12 protein-coding genes are annotated in these 14,852 nt (G+C 73.6%); 6 read left to right on the forward strand and 6 right to left on the reverse strand.

Annotated features, from left to right (window positions below; genetic code table 11):
* The first annotated feature begins 111 nt into the window (after positions 1–111).
* The 4 genes from IF19_RS0103375 to IF19_RS0103390 are packed head-to-tail and all read left to right on the forward strand — an operon-like array spanning position 112 to position 5,807.
* Complete coding sequence (locus IF19_RS0103375) at positions 112–1,725, forward strand: GMC family oxidoreductase (protein ID WP_030113865.1); 1,614 nt, start codon at positions 112–114, stop codon at positions 1,723–1,725.
* Positions 1,722–2,846 (forward strand): quaternary amine ABC transporter ATP-binding protein, encoded by a 1,125-nt coding sequence (locus IF19_RS0103380; RefSeq protein WP_030120317.1) that lies wholly within the window; start codon positions 1,722–1,724, stop codon positions 2,844–2,846. The genes IF19_RS0103375 and IF19_RS0103380 overlap by 4 nt, the downstream gene beginning before the upstream one ends.
* Positions 2,846–4,831, forward strand: coding sequence for an ABC transporter permease (locus tag IF19_RS0103385; protein ID WP_030113868.1), 1,986 nt, complete (start codon positions 2,846–2,848; stop codon positions 4,829–4,831). Before IF19_RS0103380 ends, IF19_RS0103385 begins: the two co-directional genes overlap by 1 nt.
* 1 nt (position 4,832) lies before the next feature.
* Complete coding sequence (locus IF19_RS0103390; protein ID WP_030113869.1) at positions 4,833–5,807, forward strand: ABC transporter substrate-binding protein; 975 nt, start codon at positions 4,833–4,835, stop codon at positions 5,805–5,807.
* Positions 5,808–5,882: 75 nt separating this feature from the next.
* Here the strand turns inward: IF19_RS0103390 and IF19_RS0103395 are convergent, their stop codons facing one another.
* The 6 genes from IF19_RS0103395 to IF19_RS0103420 all read right to left on the reverse strand — a co-directional run bounded on the left by IF19_RS0103395 (position 5,883) and on the right by IF19_RS0103420 (position 11,806).
* On the reverse strand, positions 5,883–7,250 hold the full coding sequence (locus IF19_RS0103395) for a cytochrome P450 (RefSeq protein WP_030113870.1): 1,368 nt from the start codon (positions 7,248–7,250) through the stop codon (positions 5,883–5,885).
* A gap of 124 nt (positions 7,251–7,374) precedes the next feature.
* Positions 7,375–7,839 (reverse strand): hypothetical protein, encoded by a 465-nt coding sequence (locus IF19_RS0103400; protein ID WP_063751420.1) that lies wholly within the window; start codon positions 7,837–7,839, stop codon positions 7,375–7,377.
* Positions 7,840–7,984: 145 nt separating this feature from the next.
* Positions 7,985–8,851, reverse strand: a complete 867-nt coding sequence (locus IF19_RS0103405) for a hypothetical protein (protein WP_030113872.1) — start codon at positions 8,849–8,851, stop codon at positions 7,985–7,987.
* On the reverse strand, positions 8,851–10,131 hold the full coding sequence (locus tag IF19_RS0103410) for a VWA domain-containing protein (protein WP_030113873.1): 1,281 nt from the start codon (positions 10,129–10,131) through the stop codon (positions 8,851–8,853). Before IF19_RS0103410 ends, IF19_RS0103405 begins: the two co-directional genes overlap by 1 nt.
* Before the next feature lie 250 nt (positions 10,132–10,381).
* A complete protein-coding gene (locus IF19_RS0103415) occupies positions 10,382–10,972 on the reverse strand; it encodes a hypothetical protein (protein ID WP_128647600.1) in 591 nt (196 codons plus the stop codon).
* A 174-nt stretch (positions 10,973–11,146) separates the two neighbouring features.
* Positions 11,147–11,806, reverse strand: a complete 660-nt coding sequence (locus tag IF19_RS0103420) for a TetR/AcrR family transcriptional regulator (protein ID WP_050493193.1) — start codon at positions 11,804–11,806, stop codon at positions 11,147–11,149.
* A 153-nt stretch (positions 11,807–11,959) separates the two neighbouring features.
* Between IF19_RS0103420 and IF19_RS0103425 the strand changes: the two genes are divergently transcribed.
* The gene (locus IF19_RS0103425; RefSeq protein WP_030120319.1) at positions 11,960–13,582 is read left to right on the forward strand and encodes an ABC-F family ATP-binding cassette domain-containing protein; all 1,623 of its coding nucleotides are present in this window, start codon (positions 11,960–11,962) and stop codon (positions 13,580–13,582) included.
* Positions 13,583–13,643: 61 nt separating this feature from the next.
* Positions 13,644–14,828 (forward strand): macrolide family glycosyltransferase, encoded by a 1,185-nt coding sequence (locus IF19_RS0103430; protein ID WP_030113877.1) that lies wholly within the window; start codon positions 13,644–13,646, stop codon positions 14,826–14,828.
* Positions 14,829–14,852 lie beyond the last annotated feature (24 nt).

Raw genomic sequence — 14,852 nt, forward strand, 5'->3', positions numbered from 1 at the left:
ACGTGACGACAGGACCAGGAACCAGGGCCCGGAGCCGCCGAACCACGGGCCCCGCCCGGCTGTTCGCAGCACCACGCACACGCACGAACCTTGCAGAAGGAGCAGTGACCGATGTCTTCCACCCCGCGCAGCACCGCGGTCCCCGACCCCGAAGCCCCCGTCTCCGACTACGTGATCGTCGGCGGCGGCACCGCCGGGTCGGTCATCGCCTCCCGGCTCACCGAGGACCCCGGCACCACCGTCACGGTCATCGAGGGCGGCCCCACCGACATCGACCGCGACGACGTGCTGACGCTGCGCCGCTGGCTCGGCCTGCTCGGCGGCGACCTCGACTACGACTACCCCACCACCGAGCAGCCGCGCGGCAACTCCCACATCCGGCACAGCCGCGCCCGGGTCCTCGGCGGCTGCTCCTCGCACAACACGCTGATCAGCTTCAAGCCGCTGCCCGGCGACTGGGACGAGTGGGCCGAGGCCGGCGCCGAGGGCTGGGACGCCGCCGCGATGGACCCGTACTTCGCCAAGCTGCGCAACAACATCGTCCCGGTCGACGAGAAGGACCGCAACGCCATCGCCCGCGACTTCGTGGACGCCGCCCGGCAGGCCGCCGGGGTCCCGCGCGTGGAGAGCTTCAACCGCGAGCCGTTCCACGAGGGCGTCGGCTTCTTCGACCTCGCCTACCACCCCGAGAACAACAAGCGCTCCTCCGCCTCGGTGGCCTACCTCCACCCGCACATCGAGGCCGGCGACCGCCCCAACCTCCGTATCCTGCTGGAGACGTGGGCGTACCGCCTGGAGTTCGACGGCACCCGCGCCACCGGCGTCCACGTCCGGACGAAGGACGGCGAGGAGATCCTGCTGCGCGCCGCCCGCGAGGTCATCGTCTGCGCGGGCGCGGTGGACACGCCCCGGCTGCTGCTGCACTCCGGGATCGGCCCGCGCGCGGACCTGGAGGCGCTGGGCATCGACGTGCGCCACGACCTTCCGGGCGTCGGCGAGAACCTGCTCGACCACCCCGAGTCCGTCATCGTCTGGGAGACCGACGGACCCATCCCGGAGAACTCCGCGATGGACTCCGACGCGGGACTCTTCGTCCGCCGCGACCCCGGATCCCGGGGCCCGGACCTGATGTTCCACTTCTACCAGATCCCGTTCACCGACAACCCCGAGCGCCTCGGCTACGAGAAGCCCGAGCACGGGGTGTCGATGACGCCGAACATCCCCAAGCCCCGCAGCCGCGGCCGCCTCTACCTCACCAGCGCCGACCCCGAGGTCAAACCCGCCCTGGACTTCCGGTACTTCACCGACGAGGACGACTACGACGGCCGCACCCTGGTCGACGGCATCAAACTCGCCCGCGAGATCGCCGGCACCGAACCGCTGGCCCACTGGCTGGCGCGCGAGGTCTGCCCGGGACCGGAGATCACCTCGGACGAGGAGATCAGCGAGTACGCCCGCAAGGTCGCCCACACCGTGTACCACCCGGCCGGCACCTGCAGGATGGGCGCGGCCGACGACCACGAGGCCGTCGTCGACCCGCAGTTGCGGATCCGGGGCCTCGACGGCATCCGGATCGCCGACGCCTCCGTCTTCCCGACCATGCCCGCCGTCAACCCGATGATCGGCGTCCTCATGGTCGGCGAGAAGTGCGCCGAACTCCTCTCCGGCGCGGCGCGCGACGCCGTGCCGGTCACCAGCACCAGCACCGGAGGCGATGTCCGATGACCGCGACCCAGGCACCCGAAGCCGCTGTGAGGAGCGCCGACGAGGCCGTCTTCTCCGTACGCAACCTCTGGAAGGTCTTCGGCCCCAAGGCCGACCGCGTCCCCGGCGGTGAGCACGCCGCCCTCCCGCCCGCCGAACTGCGCGAGGCCACCGGCTGCACCGCCGCCGTGCGCGACGTCTCCTTCGACGTCCGCAAGGGCGAGGTGTTCGTCGTCATGGGTCTCTCCGGCTCCGGCAAGTCCACCCTCGTCCGCTGCCTCACCCGGCTGATCGAACCCACCAGCGGCACCCTCGCCATCGACGGCGAGGACGTCCTCGCGATGGACCGCTCCCGGCTCCGCGAACTGCGCCGCCACCGCGCCGCGATGGTCTTCCAGCACTTCGGACTGCTGCCGCACCGCACGGTGGTGGACAACGTGGCCTACGGCCTGGAGATCCAGGGCCTCAGCAAGTCCGAACGCCGCGCCAAGGCCGCCGAGTTGGTCGCCAAGGTCGGTCTCGCGGGCATGGAGGACCGCCGGCCCTCGCAGCTCTCCGGCGGCCAGCAGCAGCGCGTCGGGCTCGCCCGCGCGCTCGCCGTCGACCCGTCGGTCCTCCTCTTCGACGAGCCGTTCAGCGCGCTGGACCCGCTGATCCGCCGGGAGATGCAGGACGAGGTGGTCCGGCTGCACCGCGAGGAGGGCCGCACCATGGTCTTCATCACCCACGACCTCAGCGAGGCCCTGCGCCTGGGCACCCGCATCGCCCTGATGCGCGACGGCGGCATCGTCCAGCTCGGCACCCCCGAGGAGATCGTGGGCTCGCCCGCCGACGACTACGTCCGCGAGTTCGTCCGCGACGTCCCCCGCGAACAGGTCCTCACCGTCGCCACCGCCATGCGGCCCGCGCTCGCCGGGGAGAGCGAGCGCGGACCGGCCGTACGCCCCGACGCCACCGTCGCCGAGGCCATCGAGGCGGTCTCCCGCTCCGGCGACCCCGCCGCCCGGGTGATGGACGCCGGCCGGCTCGTCGGCGTCGTCGACCGCGCCTGCCTGCTCGACGTCGTCGCCGGAACGGCCGAACCCGCCGTGACGGCCCCGGCCCCCGACGCGCCGGACGGCCCCCGCGAGGTGACCGCCTGATGGCCACCGCCCAGGCCGGCCCGCCCCGCCCCGCCGCCGCGCGCGCCCGTCGGGGACCGCTGGCCGCCCTCCGTGCCCGCCCCGCCGCCGCGAAGCTCCTGCTGCTCGCGCTCGTCGCCGCCGTCGCTGTCCCCCTCGTCCACGGCCGCTGGGGCGGCGGCATCTGGCCCGCCGCGCTGACCGCCGACCTCTCCGGGCCGCTCGGCGACGTCACCGACTGGATCGTCTCCAACCGCGACAGCCACCCGCTGTTCCTCTACTTCTTCGGCCACATCAGCAACGCCATCGTGCTCTCCGTACGCGGCGTCTACCTGGTGCTCCTCGCGCTCGGCTGGGCCGGCGTCACCGTGCTCGCCGCCGCCGTCGCCTGGCGGGCGGCCGGCATCCGGCTGGCCCTCACCGCTGCCGTCTCGTTCCTGGTCTGCGGCCTGCTCGGCATGTGGGTGCCGACCATGCAGACCCTCGCGCTGATGACCGTCGCCGTCCTCGCCTCCGTCGTCCTGGGACTGCTCCTGGGCCTGGCGGCCGGACTCTCCGACCGGGTGTTCCGCGTCCTGAGGCCGGTCCTGGACACCATGCAGGTGCTGCCCGCCTTCGCGTACCTGCTCCCGGTGGTGCTGGTCTTCGGCATCGGCGTCCCCGGCGCCGTCCTCGCCACCGTCGTGTACGCGGCTCCGCCGATGGCCCGGCTCACCGCGCTCGGCCTGCGCGGGGCGGACGCCGGCGTCATGGAGGCCGTCACCTCGCTCGGCGCCACCGGACGCCAGCGGCTGCTGAGCGCCCGGCTCCCGCTGGCGCGCAAGGAACTCCTCCTCGGCCTCAACCAGACCATCATGATGGCGCTCTCCATGGCCGTCATCGCCTCCGTGATCGGCGCGGGCGGCCTCGGCGACCGCGTCTACCAGGCGCTCTCCTCCGTGGACGTCGGCGCGGCGCTCGCCGCCGGCATCCCGATCGTCCTGCTCGCCGTCGTCCTGGACCGCACGACCGAGGCGGCCGGGCGCCGCATCGGCGCCGAGCCCACCGGCCCGGCCCTCCTGCGCGGATGGCGCGGCTGGACCCTGGCCGCCGCCGTCACCGCGGCCGCGGCCGTCGCGGGGCGCGTCGCCGGCGGCCAGGTCTGGCCCGACGACCTGACCGTCGCGATCGCCGGACCGGTCAACACCGCCAAGGACTGGATGGTCGACCACCTGTACACCGGGGTGCCCGTCGTCGGCGGCACCGCCGACCTCGCCTCCCACTTCACCAGCGGCGTTCTCAATCCGCTGCGCGGCGGACTCACCGGGCTGCCCTGGTGGTCGGTGCTGCTGATCGTCGCCGCCCTCGCCTGGACCATCGGCACCTGGCGCACCGCCGCCACCGCCGTCCTCGCCATGGCCGCGATCGGTGTCCTCGGCGTGTGGGAGCCCTCCATGGACACCCTCAGCCAGGTCATCGCCGCCGTCGCGGTCACCCTGGTCATCGGCTTCGGCGTCGCCGTCGGCGCGGCGCGCAGCGAACGCCTGGAACGGCTGCTCCGCCCGGTCCTGGACGTCTTCCAGACCATGCCGCAGTTCGTCTACCTGATCCCCGTCGTCGCCCTCTTCGGCGTCGGCCGCGCCCCGGCCGCCGCCGCGGCGGTCGTCTACGCGCTTCCCGCCGTCATCCGCATCACCACCCAGGGACTGCGGGGCGTCGACCCGGCCGCGATGGAGTGCGCCCGCTCACTCGGGGCCACCCCGGGCCAGCAACTGCGCCAGGTCCAGATCCCGCTGGCCAGGCCCTCGCTGCTGCTCGCCGTCAACCAGGCGGTCGTGCTGGTCCTCGCCGTCGTCATCATCGGCGGACTCGTCGGCTCCGGAGCCCTCGGCTACGACGTCGTCTTCGGGCTCGCCCAGGGCGACCTGGCCACCGGCCTCGTCGCCGGAGCGGCGATCGTCTGCCTCGGCCTGATGCTCGACCGGGTCACCCAGCCCACCACCCGCCGCCAGCGACAGGAGAGCTGAGATGAACCGCTCCCGCACCCGCCTGCTCGTGGCGCTCGCCTCGGCCGGGACCCTGCTCGCCACGGCCGGCTGCGGCGCCGCCGACATGACCAGGCAGGCGTCCCCGTTCGCGGCCCCCGCCGGGGTCAGGACCGTCACGCTCTCCGTCCAGTCCTGGGTCGGCGCCCAGGCCAACGTCGCCGTGGCCGAGCACCTCCTCAAGGAGGAGCTGGGCTACCGCGTCGACCTCGTCCAGACCGACGAGGTACCCGCCTGGGACGCCCTCAGCCAGGGCCGCGTCGACGCCATCCTGGAGGACTGGGGCCACCCGGAGCAGGAGAAGCTGTACATCGACGAGAAGGAGACCATCGTCCGGGGCGGCGACCTCGGCGTCACCGGCCACATCGGCTGGTACGTGCCGAAGTACTGGGCCGACGAGAACCCCGACGTCACCGACTGGAAGAACCTCGACAAGTACGCGGACGAGCTGAGGACCGCCGAGAGCGGCGGCAAGGGCCAGCTCATGGACGGCTCGCCGTCCTACGTCACCAACGACGTGGCCCTGGTGAAGAACCTCGACCTGGACTACAAGGTCGTCTTCGCCGGCTCCGAGGCCGCGCAGATCACCCAGATCCAGCAGTTCGCCAAGGAGAAGAAGCCCTTCCTCAGCTACTGGTACCAGCCGCAGTGGCTGTTCAACGAGGTGCCGATGGTCGAGGTCAAGCTCCCCGAGTACACCGAGGAGTGCGCGGCGAAGGACCCGAAGGACATCGACTGCGCTTATCCGACGACGCCGCTGCAGAAGTTCCTCAACGCCGACTTCGCCGAACGCGGCGGGGACGCCGCCGCGTTCCTGAAGAAGTTCCACTGGTCGGAGAAGGACCAGAACGAGGTCTCCGAGCTGATCGCCTCGCAGAAGCTCACCCCCCAGGAGGCGGCGGAGCGCTGGATCGACCGCCACCCGGACGTCTGGAAGAAGTGGCTGAAGAAGAGCTGATCACTCATCAGAGATGCTCGGTGCCCGGCCCTTTCGTGAAGGGTCCGGGCACCGAGGTGTTTGCGGGCCGGACCGCTACCGCGCCCGGACCGTCGCCGGCATGTCCCGGTCCGGCTGGAGCGTGAGCCCCGTCAGCGGCGTGATCTCGCCCGGATCGAGGTCCAGGGTGAAGCGGCGGGCCAGCACGGCGAGCAGGAGGACGGACTCCACCATCGCGAAGCGCGTACCGATGCAGACCCGGGGGCCGCCGCCGAACGGGAACCACGCGTACTCGTGGATCGCGTCGCCGCCCTCCGCGTCCCAGCGTTCCGGCCGGAACTCCTCCGGCTCGGGGAACCAGCGCGGGTCCCGGTGCGTGGCCCACTGGCTGCTCCACACCCGGGTGCCCTTCTCGACGGGCAGCCCGCCGATCGTCGCCCCCTCCTTCGCGATCCCGGTGATCAGCCAGATCGCCGGGTACAGCCGCAGGGTCTCCTTCACCACGGCCTGGGCGTACGTCAGTCGCGCGTAGTCCTCCATACCGGGCTCCCGGTCGCCGAGCACCCGGTCCAGCTCCTCGGCCAGCGCCTCGCGGACACGGGGGTTGCGGGCGAGCAGGTACCACGCCCACACGAGCGTCGTGCTCGTCGTCTCGTGACCGCCGATGTACAGCGTGACCGCCTCGTCGCGGATCTCCTCCTCGGTCAGCCGCGCCCCGCTCTCGTCCACGGCCGTGAGCAACCGGCTGAGCAGGTCCGGCCGTTCCTCCCCGCCGTCCCGATGCCGGGCGACGACGCGGCGCACCTCGGCGTCGATGACGGCCGCGGCCTTCCTGATCCGCGCCCGGCCCGGTGTGGGCACCCAGCCGGGCAGCAGCGCGCCGAGCCCGGCGAACTCCTTGCCGATCTCCATCTGGGCGACGTCCATCGCCCGGCCCATCGCCTCGGAGTCCGCCGGGGTGTCGACGCCGAAGATCGTGCGCACCGCGATCCGCTGGGTCAGCGCGGACATCTCCCTTTTGACGTCCACCCGTTGGCCGTCCGACCACCGGTCCGCGAGCTCCACCGCGCAGCCCGCCATCGTCGCCGCGTAGGCCCTGACCTGCTTGGGCCGCACCGAAGGCTGGACCAGCGAGCGCTTGCGCCGCCAGTCCCGGCCGCGCGCCACGAGCATGCCGTTGCCCAGGACCGTCCGGAAGGCGATGCCGAGGTTCGGCTGGTCGAAGGTGCGCTCCGTCTCCGTGAGCAACTCGCCTATGCAGTCCGGGTCGGCGAGGAAGACGCACCGGTTCCGTCCGAACCGCCAGCGCACCATGTCGCCGTGCCCACGCAGGAGTTCGAAGAAGGCAAGGGGGTTCTTGCCGAACTGCGGCAGATTCCCCACGAGCGGCAGCCCCTTGGGCCCCGGGACGAACGCGTGGCCGCGTGCTGGGGTGTCGAGCGCCGGACCGGTCTGGGTGGACATCGAAGGACTCCGCTTCCTGGGGCGCGCCACCGACGACGCGCGCACGTTCGAACTCAATCGAACAGGATGGGGGAGTGCTTCGCCAGGGCGGCGACCGGCATGGCCGGGAATATGCCGGATTCCCTTACGGAGAGGGAGAGTTGCCGGGGTCGGGGCCGGTGACGGTGACGGTCGCGGTCGGATCGGGTCGCGGGCGCGCCCCGCGGCCGTGGGGCACCACGACGACCTGGTCCTCGTCCTCGTACACGATCCGCCCGGGATCGGCGGATTCCAGCCGCTCGCACGCCACCTGGTGCGCGGCGAGCAGCGCGAGGTAGCCGGGGACGCGGTCCAGCAGATGGACGGCGGACGCCTTGAACCAGGCGACGGCCCCCGGGTTCACCTCGGGGTCGTACACGCTCGGGTCGATCCGCGAGGGGTCGGTGTACGCGGCGTCGTACCAGTCGTTCGCCGCCCGCCAGAACCGGTGCTGCTCCTCGGTCAGGCGGCCGTCCCGGGCCAGCCCGTTGGCCAGCGCGAAGATGCCGGGGAAGTGGCCGCGGGGACTGCGGTCCGGACTCTGGAACCGTACGTACGCCAACTCGCCCACCCTGTCGTCCCGTCCACCGCGGCCGAGGGTCAGCGTAGGGGGTGTCCGGCCGCGCCGTGTGCGCGGGGCGGAAGGCCCGGATACCCCTGGGAGACGCGGCGCGGCACCGGGGCGCGTGTCCCCGGTGCCGCGCGTCACGTGTCCGTCAGACGCCCGGCGGAACGTGGGACGGGCGGCCGCGGCCCCGCGTCAGCGAGTAGCCGAACACGGCCGCCAGCGCGGCGAGTACGCCGCCGCCCACGGTCCACAGCCAGCGGTCGGTCCACCGGCCCGAGGCCCAGCCGTCCTCCGGTTCGCCGGCGGCGACCGTACGGGGCGCGGCCGACGCGCCCGCGCCGTCGTCGTCACCGGCCGAGGCGACCGAGACGCCCGGCACCAGCGGCTCGGACAGCGTGCCGTCCACGTCGTGGGCCCCGCCCACCTCCTTCACGGTCGGCCGCACCTCGGCGCCGATCGGCAGCCCGAGCTGGTCGGCGGGCAGGTCGACGACGGTCAGCCGGACGTAGTAGCTCCCCGGCAGCGGTTCGTTCGCCCACGGATCGGACCACGCCCGCACGGGCCGCAGGGCGCAGGACAGCTCGACGGTGGCCGCCTCGGCGCCGGCCTTGCGGGTCTGGTGCCCGTACGCGCACGCCTGGCGGCGGCGCAGTCCGTCGTACACGTCGATCTGCCAGGTGGACGCCGAGCGCCGGGCCGCGTTCTCGGGCAGCTTCACCGTGGCCTCGACGGTCGGCCGCTGACCGGCGTCGGCCGGGAACACCCAGTACAGGTAGTCGCCGGTCGAAGCCTGAGCGGTGCCGGTCTGCCCCTGCGCCAGGGCGGTCGCGGTCCGGAAGGTGGTGCCGGCCTCGGTGGGGCCCGCCGAGTCACCGGACGGGCCGGCACCGGCCGACGGGCCGTCCGCGAAGGCCGGGGAGGCCGGCGAGGCCGTGGTGAGGAGCGTCAGCCCGGCGAGCAGCGCCCCGGTGAGCGCGCGTCGTACGCCGCGGGCGCGGCGGATGGGGGTACGCATCAGTTGGTCCTCCAGACGGCGACGCGCCAGCGCGAGAGCCAGCCGGTCAGCAGGCCCGCGACCAGGCCGGTCAGGACGAGTGCGCCGAGGAGCCACCAGCCGCGGCCGAGCCCGAAGGCCGCCACGTCGGAAGCGTCGCCCGGACCGTCCACGAGGTCCACGGTCAGCTCGACCGGCAGACCGGGGGACCGCTTCACGGAGGCGGGCGCGGAGAAGGAGTGGGCGAGCTGGAGGCAGACGGTCTCGGCGGCGGGCTTGCCGTCGCCGTCGTCACCGTCCGCCACCTCGGCCTTCGGGTAGCGCAGCCCGGACGAGATCACGTCGGTGCGGCCCGCCCCGGCCTCGGAGCCCCGGACGATCTCCCGTCCGTGCACGGTCACCGCGCGCAGCAGCACCCCGTAGTCCTCGTCCACGGCGCGGTCGGCCGCGACGCTCGCGGAGGCGCGCAGCTCCTGGCCCGGCAGGACGTCCACGCGGTACCAGCGGTGCTGGGCGATCTTCGCGCGGTCGGTGTAGAGACCCGGCTTCAGCGCGGGTGCGGCGGAGCAGCTCTTCGCGCCCTCGGTGGCCACCGGGGTCACCGTCGGCTCGGCGGCGCGGTCCACCAACTGCTTGACCCGGCCCGAGAGTTCTTCCTTGTGCTGCACGGCGGTGTACGTGCCGCCCGTGGCCTCGGCGATACAGGTCAGCTGCTGGCGGATCTTGGCGTTGGGCACCAGGCCCAGCGTGTCCACGACGAGATGGGTGCCGCGCGCGGCGATCTCGCGGGCCACCTCGCACGGGTCGAGCGGCCCGCAGGTGTCCTCGCCGTCCGTGATGAGGACGATCCGGCGCGAACCCTCGCCGCCCTCCAGGTCGTCGGCCGCGCCGAGCAGGGCCGGGCCGATGGGGGTGAAACCGGTGGGGGCGAGGGTGGCGACGGCGGTCTTCGCCTCGGTGCGGTCCAGCGGGCCCACCGGGTAGAGCTGGCGGGTGTCCTTGCAGCCGACCTCGCGGTCCTCGCCCGGGTAGTTGGCGCCGAGCGTCCGGATGCCGAGCTGCACCTGCTCGGGCACCGCGTCCAGGACGTCGTTGAACGCCTGCTTGGCGGCGGCCATCCGGGACTGCCCGTCGATGTCGCGGGTGCGCATGGAGCCGCTGACGTCGAGCACCAGCTCGACCTTGGGAGAGGGGGCGGCGGGGGCTTCGTCGGCGGCGGCGGGGATCGCGGTGCCGAGCCCGGCGGCCAGGGTGGCGAGCGCTATGGCCACCCCGGTCGTCAGCCGTTTACTAGTGATCATCGCCGGATCCTATGGAAAATCAGTTCGTATTCCCAACCGGGCCGTTCGGGGCCCGCCGCCGACGCGCGCCAGGTCCGTTCGTGCTGCTCCGAGCCGGTGCGGCCGCTGCCGGCCGCCGGTGTCGGAGTTCCCGGCCCGCCGCTGCCGACCGCCGGTGTCGGAGTTCCCGGCCCGCCGTTGCCGACCGCCGGTGTCCGAGACCCCGGCCCGCCGGGCCCCCGGACACCGGTCGGTCACCCGACCGGGCCGGTCACCCGACCGCGAGGCTCGTGAAGCGGATCGTGACGCTCTGGGCGCCGCCGTTCTCGACCCTGATGACCCTGGGCTCCTGCAAGGTGAAATGCTTCGTCGGATTGCCCGCGTAGTCCAGTTGGTCGAGGGACGCCGTCCCCGGCTGGGTCCTGCCGTCGATCAGGTCGGTGAACTGCTGGGACTGTTCGGAACCCCGGACCACGGTCACCGTGCCCGACGTCTGCTCCCCGGGGATGAGCCGGAAGCCCTCGCCGGGGGACTGCTGCGTGGGCTGGTCCATCGTGAGTCCACTGACGTCGGCGAGGAGTTCGCTGCCCCCGTCGACGCTCAGCCGGAGCTGGCGGCTGGTGAGGGGCTCACCCCCGAAGATGCTCATCTTGCCGACATCGCCCTGGGACGGCTTCGGGGACCCCTTCGCGCCGGCTCCGGGCGTGTCCGTGGGCGCCTCGGCCTGCTGGGAGGCGCTGGAACGCGACGGTCCGGAGTCCGCTGACCCGGAGCCGCACGCGGTCAACAGCCCCGAGGACAGAAGGGCGGCGGCGGCCATGCCGACCGCGCGGCGACGCGTACGGGTGGTGGAACGGAACATGAGAAGGCCCCCTGGGACGCTGGTGCTGAGCTGGGATGACGTGGTCGGCACCGAGCATGCCGGGCACCGCGTCCGCACAGCCAGGGATTCCCGGCATCGCGGGACACCGGAACGCGCGCACACCCGGTGGCCTGGGCGGACGGCGCGTCCCTGGAACGCCTCGCTGGAACGCCGCTACCCCGGGACGGACCGCCCGCCCGCCGGGGGCCGTCCCGCTGGTCCCCTTTCGGACCGGCCGAACGCGCCGGCGCCGGCGGCCAGCGCCGCGGCGGTCGCCGCCCGCACGGCCGCCCGAGGGGCGACGGGCGTCCGTAGCAGCACCAGTTGGTGGTAGAGGGGTGCGGTGGCGGCGATCAGCAGCTCTCGGGCATCCGTGTCCGGTGGGAGTTCGCCGCGTGCGACGGCGCGCTCGACGACGGCCTCGCAGCGGGCGTACCGGTCCTCCCACAGCCGCTGCTGGGCCTCGGCCGCCCGGGCGGAACGGAACGCGGCGGCCATCAGCGCCTGCGGAACGGACGGTTGTACGACCAGGGACTCCTGGATCTCCTCGTTGAGGGCGGTCAGGTCCCCGAGCAGCGAGCCGGTGTCCGGCGGCCCCCAGTCGTCCTCGCCCGCCGCGTCCAGGACGTCGGCGAGCAGGCCGCCCACGTCCTGCCAGCGCCGGTACACCGTGGCGCGGTGCACGCCGGCGCGGGCCGCGACCGCCTCCATCGTCAGCCCCTCGTAACCGTGTTCGCCGAGCTCGGCGCGGACCGCTTCGAGCACCTGGGCGCGGACGCGCGCGCTCCGGCCGCCCGGCCGTCGGCCCGGCGTGCCCTCCGGCGGCGGGGTCATCGGGAATCCGGTTGCCCGGCGGTGATGGTCATGGCAGTATCTTAAAGCAACAGTTGTCGCATTAGTGGAGACGCCGATGATCCTCCGAAGCTTCGCCCCGGCCTCGCGGTCCACCGCCACCGCCCCGTCCACGACAGCTTCGGAGACCTCCGTATGCCCACCCAGATCACCGCGCTCGACGTCAGCAAGGCATTCGACGGCAGGACCGTCCTCGACTCGGTGACGTGCTCGCTCGCCCGCGGTGAGCGCACCGGAATCGTCGGCGAGAACGGATCCGGCAAGACCACCCTGCTGCGCCTGCTCGCCGGACGGGAGAGCCCCGACCAGGGGCGGATCGTCGCCCGGGCCGAGGGCGGCATCGGCTACCTCGCCCAGGACGAGGAGCTGCCCGCCGGCACGACGGCGCACCAGGTCGTCGACCGCGCGCTCAGCGACCTCCGGGCGATCGAGGCCCGCATGCGCCGCCTGGAGAAGGCGATGGCCGACGGGGACGCGTCGGCGCTCGACGCGTACGCCGACGCCGTCTCGGCGTTCGAGCTGCGCGGGGGCTACGACGCCGACGCCCGCCTGGAACGCGCCCTGCACGGCCTCGGCCTGCCGCGGGTGGACCGGGCCGCCACCGTGGACGCCCTGTCCGGCGGCGAACGGGCCCGGCTGCGGCTCGCCGCGGTCCTGGCGGCAGCCCCCGAGGTGCTGCTCCTCGACGAGCCGACCAACCACCTCGACGCGGCCGCCCTGACCTGGCTGGAGGAGCATCTGCGCGCCCGCCGGGGCACCACCGTCGTCGTCTCGCACGACCGCGGCTTCCTCGAACGGGTCGCGACGAGCCTGCTGGAGGTGGACGGGGACCGGCACGACGTCGTCCGGTACGGCAACGGCTACGCCGGCTACCTCGCGGAGAAGGCGGCGGCTCGCGTGCGCCTGGGGCAGCGTCACGAACGTTGGTGCGAAGAGGCCGACCGGCTGCGCGAGGCCATCGCGGGCAGTGCCCGTCGGGTGGCCCCCGGCCGGCCGATGAAGGACGGCGACAAGCTCTCGTACAACCAGGCCGGGGCCCGGGTGCAGCAGACGCTGGCCGGACGCGTGCGCAACGCCGAGGAACGGCTGCGCCGGCTGCTGGCCGACCCCGTGCCGGCCCCGCCTGAACCGTTGCGCTTCGAGCCCGTCCTGCGGGCCGCGCCCCTGACCGGTACCGTGCTCGACGCCGCGCGGGTCTCCGTCGCGGGCAGGCTCGGCCCGGTCGGCCTGACGGTACGGGCGGGCGAACACCTGCTGGTCACGGGCGGCAACGGCGCGGGCAAGAGCACCCTGCTCCGCGTCCTCGCCGGCGAACTCGCCGCCGACCGGGGGCAGGTCGTCCGCCGGGGCCGGATCGGCTTCCTCCCGCAGGACCCCGCGCCCGGCACACCGCACGAGACCCTGCTGGCCGCCTACGCCCGGGGGCTGCCGGGGGAGCCGGACGAGCACGCCGGAGAACTGCTGGCACTCGGACTGTTCGACCGCGCCCGGCTGTCCGTGCCCGTCGCCCGGCTCTCCACCGGCCAGCGACAGCGGCTCGCACTGGCACGGCTCGTCTCCCGGCCGGCCGACGTCCTCCTCCTCGACGAGCCGACCAATCACCTCTCTCCCGCCCTCGCCGAGGAGTTGGAGAGCGCCCTGGCCGGATTCACCGGCACCGTCGTCCTCGTCAGCCACGACCGGCTGCTCCGGCAACGCTGGCGGGGCAGCCGCATCGCCCTGCGGGCCGCCGCCCGGGAACCCGTACGCGCGCACTGACTCCTCGCCGCCCCGTCCTCGCCCGAGCCCCTCCACCGCCACCCGAAACGAGTGATCACTCTTGTCCCACGTCCGCTCCCACATCGCGGTCATCGGCGTACCGATCATCAGCCACGTCCTGCCCGCCCTCGGCATCGTCCGCGAGCTGGTGGCGCGCGGCCACCGGGTCACCTGTGCGAACGACCTCGCCGTGGCCGACCGGATCACCGCCACCGGGGCCGAACTCGTGCCCTGTGCCTCGACGTTGCCCGTCGCCGACGACGCCTGGCCCGCCGACCCCGTCGCCGCGATGAACCTCTTCCTCGACGACGCCGTCCAGGCGTTGCCCCGGTTGCGCGCCGTCTACGACGAGGACCCCGCCGACCTGTACCTGTACGACATCGGCGCCTACGCCGCACGGGCCCTCGCCGAAGCCCAGGGACGGCCCCTGATGCAGCTGTCCCCGTCGTTCGTGGCGTGGGACGGGTACGAGGAGGAGGTCGGCGCGCACCTGCGGCGGCTGCCCGGCGCCACCGCGTACCGGGAGAGGTTCGCCCGCTGGCTCGCCGGCTGCGGGGCGACCACCCTCGGCGTGGACGCCTTCTCCGGTCCTCCCGCACGGTCGCTCGCGCTGATCCCCCGCGCCATGCAGCCCAGCGCGGAGAAGGTCGACACAGCGAGGACCGCCTTCGTCGGACCCTGCGCCGACGCCGACCCCGGCACCTGGACCCGGCCGGAGGGGGCCGGGACCGTGCTACTGGTCTCCCTCGGTTCGGCCTACACCCACCGCCCCGAGTTCTACCGCCGCTGCATCGCCGCGTACGGGAACCGGCCCGGCCTGCACGTCGTGCTCCAGATCGGCAGGCACACCGACCCGCGCGAACTCGGCGACATCCCGCCCAACGTGGAGGTGCACTCCTGGGTGCCGCAACGGGCCGTGCTGGATCAGGCGGACGCCTTCGTCACCCACGCCGGCATGGGCGGCTGCGGCGACGGGCTGCGCGCGGGCGTCCCGATGATCGCCGTGCCCCAGGGCGCCGAACAGTTCATGAACGCGGACCGGCTGGTGGAGCTGGGCGTCGCCCGCCGTCTCGACACCCCGGACGCCACCGCCGAAAGCCTCTGGGCGGCGCTGAACGACGTGCTGGACGACCCGGAACCGGCGCGCCGGTCCGCACGGCTGCGCACCGAGGCTCTGAGCGAGGGCGGCACTCCGCGAGCCGTGCGCCTCATCGAGGAGATGCTGGAGCCCGTGGGGGGCGCCTGACGGTCCCGACCGTACGGGAGCGAC

The organism is Streptomyces californicus (genome assembly GCF_000717645.1).
Taxonomy (GTDB): Bacteria; Actinomycetota; Actinomycetes; order Streptomycetales; family Streptomycetaceae; genus Streptomyces; species Streptomyces californicus.

What these genes read in the sequence shown, in the direction of transcription:
- IF19_RS0103385 (WP_030113868.1), top strand. Translation starts at nt 2,846, where the DNA reads ATGGCCACCGCCCAGGCCGGCCCGCCCCGCCCCGCCGCCGCGCGCGCC.
- IF19_RS0103390 (WP_030113869.1), top strand. Translation starts at nt 4,833, where the DNA reads ATGAACCGCTCCCGCACCCGCCTGCTCGTGGCGCTCGCCTCGGCCGGG.
- IF19_RS0103405 (WP_030113872.1), bottom strand. Translation starts at nt 8,851, where the DNA reads ATGCGTACCCCCATCCGCCGCGCCCGCGGCGTACGACGCGCGCTCACC.
- IF19_RS0103395 (WP_030113870.1), bottom strand. Translation starts at nt 7,250, where the DNA reads ATGTCCACCCAGACCGGTCCGGCGCTCGACACCCCAGCACGCGGCCAC.
- IF19_RS0103380 (WP_030120317.1), top strand. Translation starts at nt 1,722, where the DNA reads ATGACCGCGACCCAGGCACCCGAAGCCGCTGTGAGGAGCGCCGACGAG.
- IF19_RS0103375 (WP_030113865.1), top strand. Translation starts at nt 112, where the DNA reads ATGTCTTCCACCCCGCGCAGCACCGCGGTCCCCGACCCCGAAGCCCCC.
- IF19_RS0103420 (WP_050493193.1), bottom strand. Translation starts at nt 11,806, where the DNA reads ATGACCCCGCCGCCGGAGGGCACGCCGGGCCGACGGCCGGGCGGCCGG.
- IF19_RS0103425 (WP_030120319.1), top strand. Translation starts at nt 11,960, where the DNA reads ATGCCCACCCAGATCACCGCGCTCGACGTCAGCAAGGCATTCGACGGC.
- IF19_RS0103410 (WP_030113873.1), bottom strand. Translation starts at nt 10,131, where the DNA reads ATGATCACTAGTAAACGGCTGACGACCGGGGTGGCCATAGCGCTCGCC.
- IF19_RS0103415 (WP_128647600.1), bottom strand. Translation starts at nt 10,972, where the DNA reads ATGTTCCGTTCCACCACCCGTACGCGTCGCCGCGCGGTCGGCATGGCC.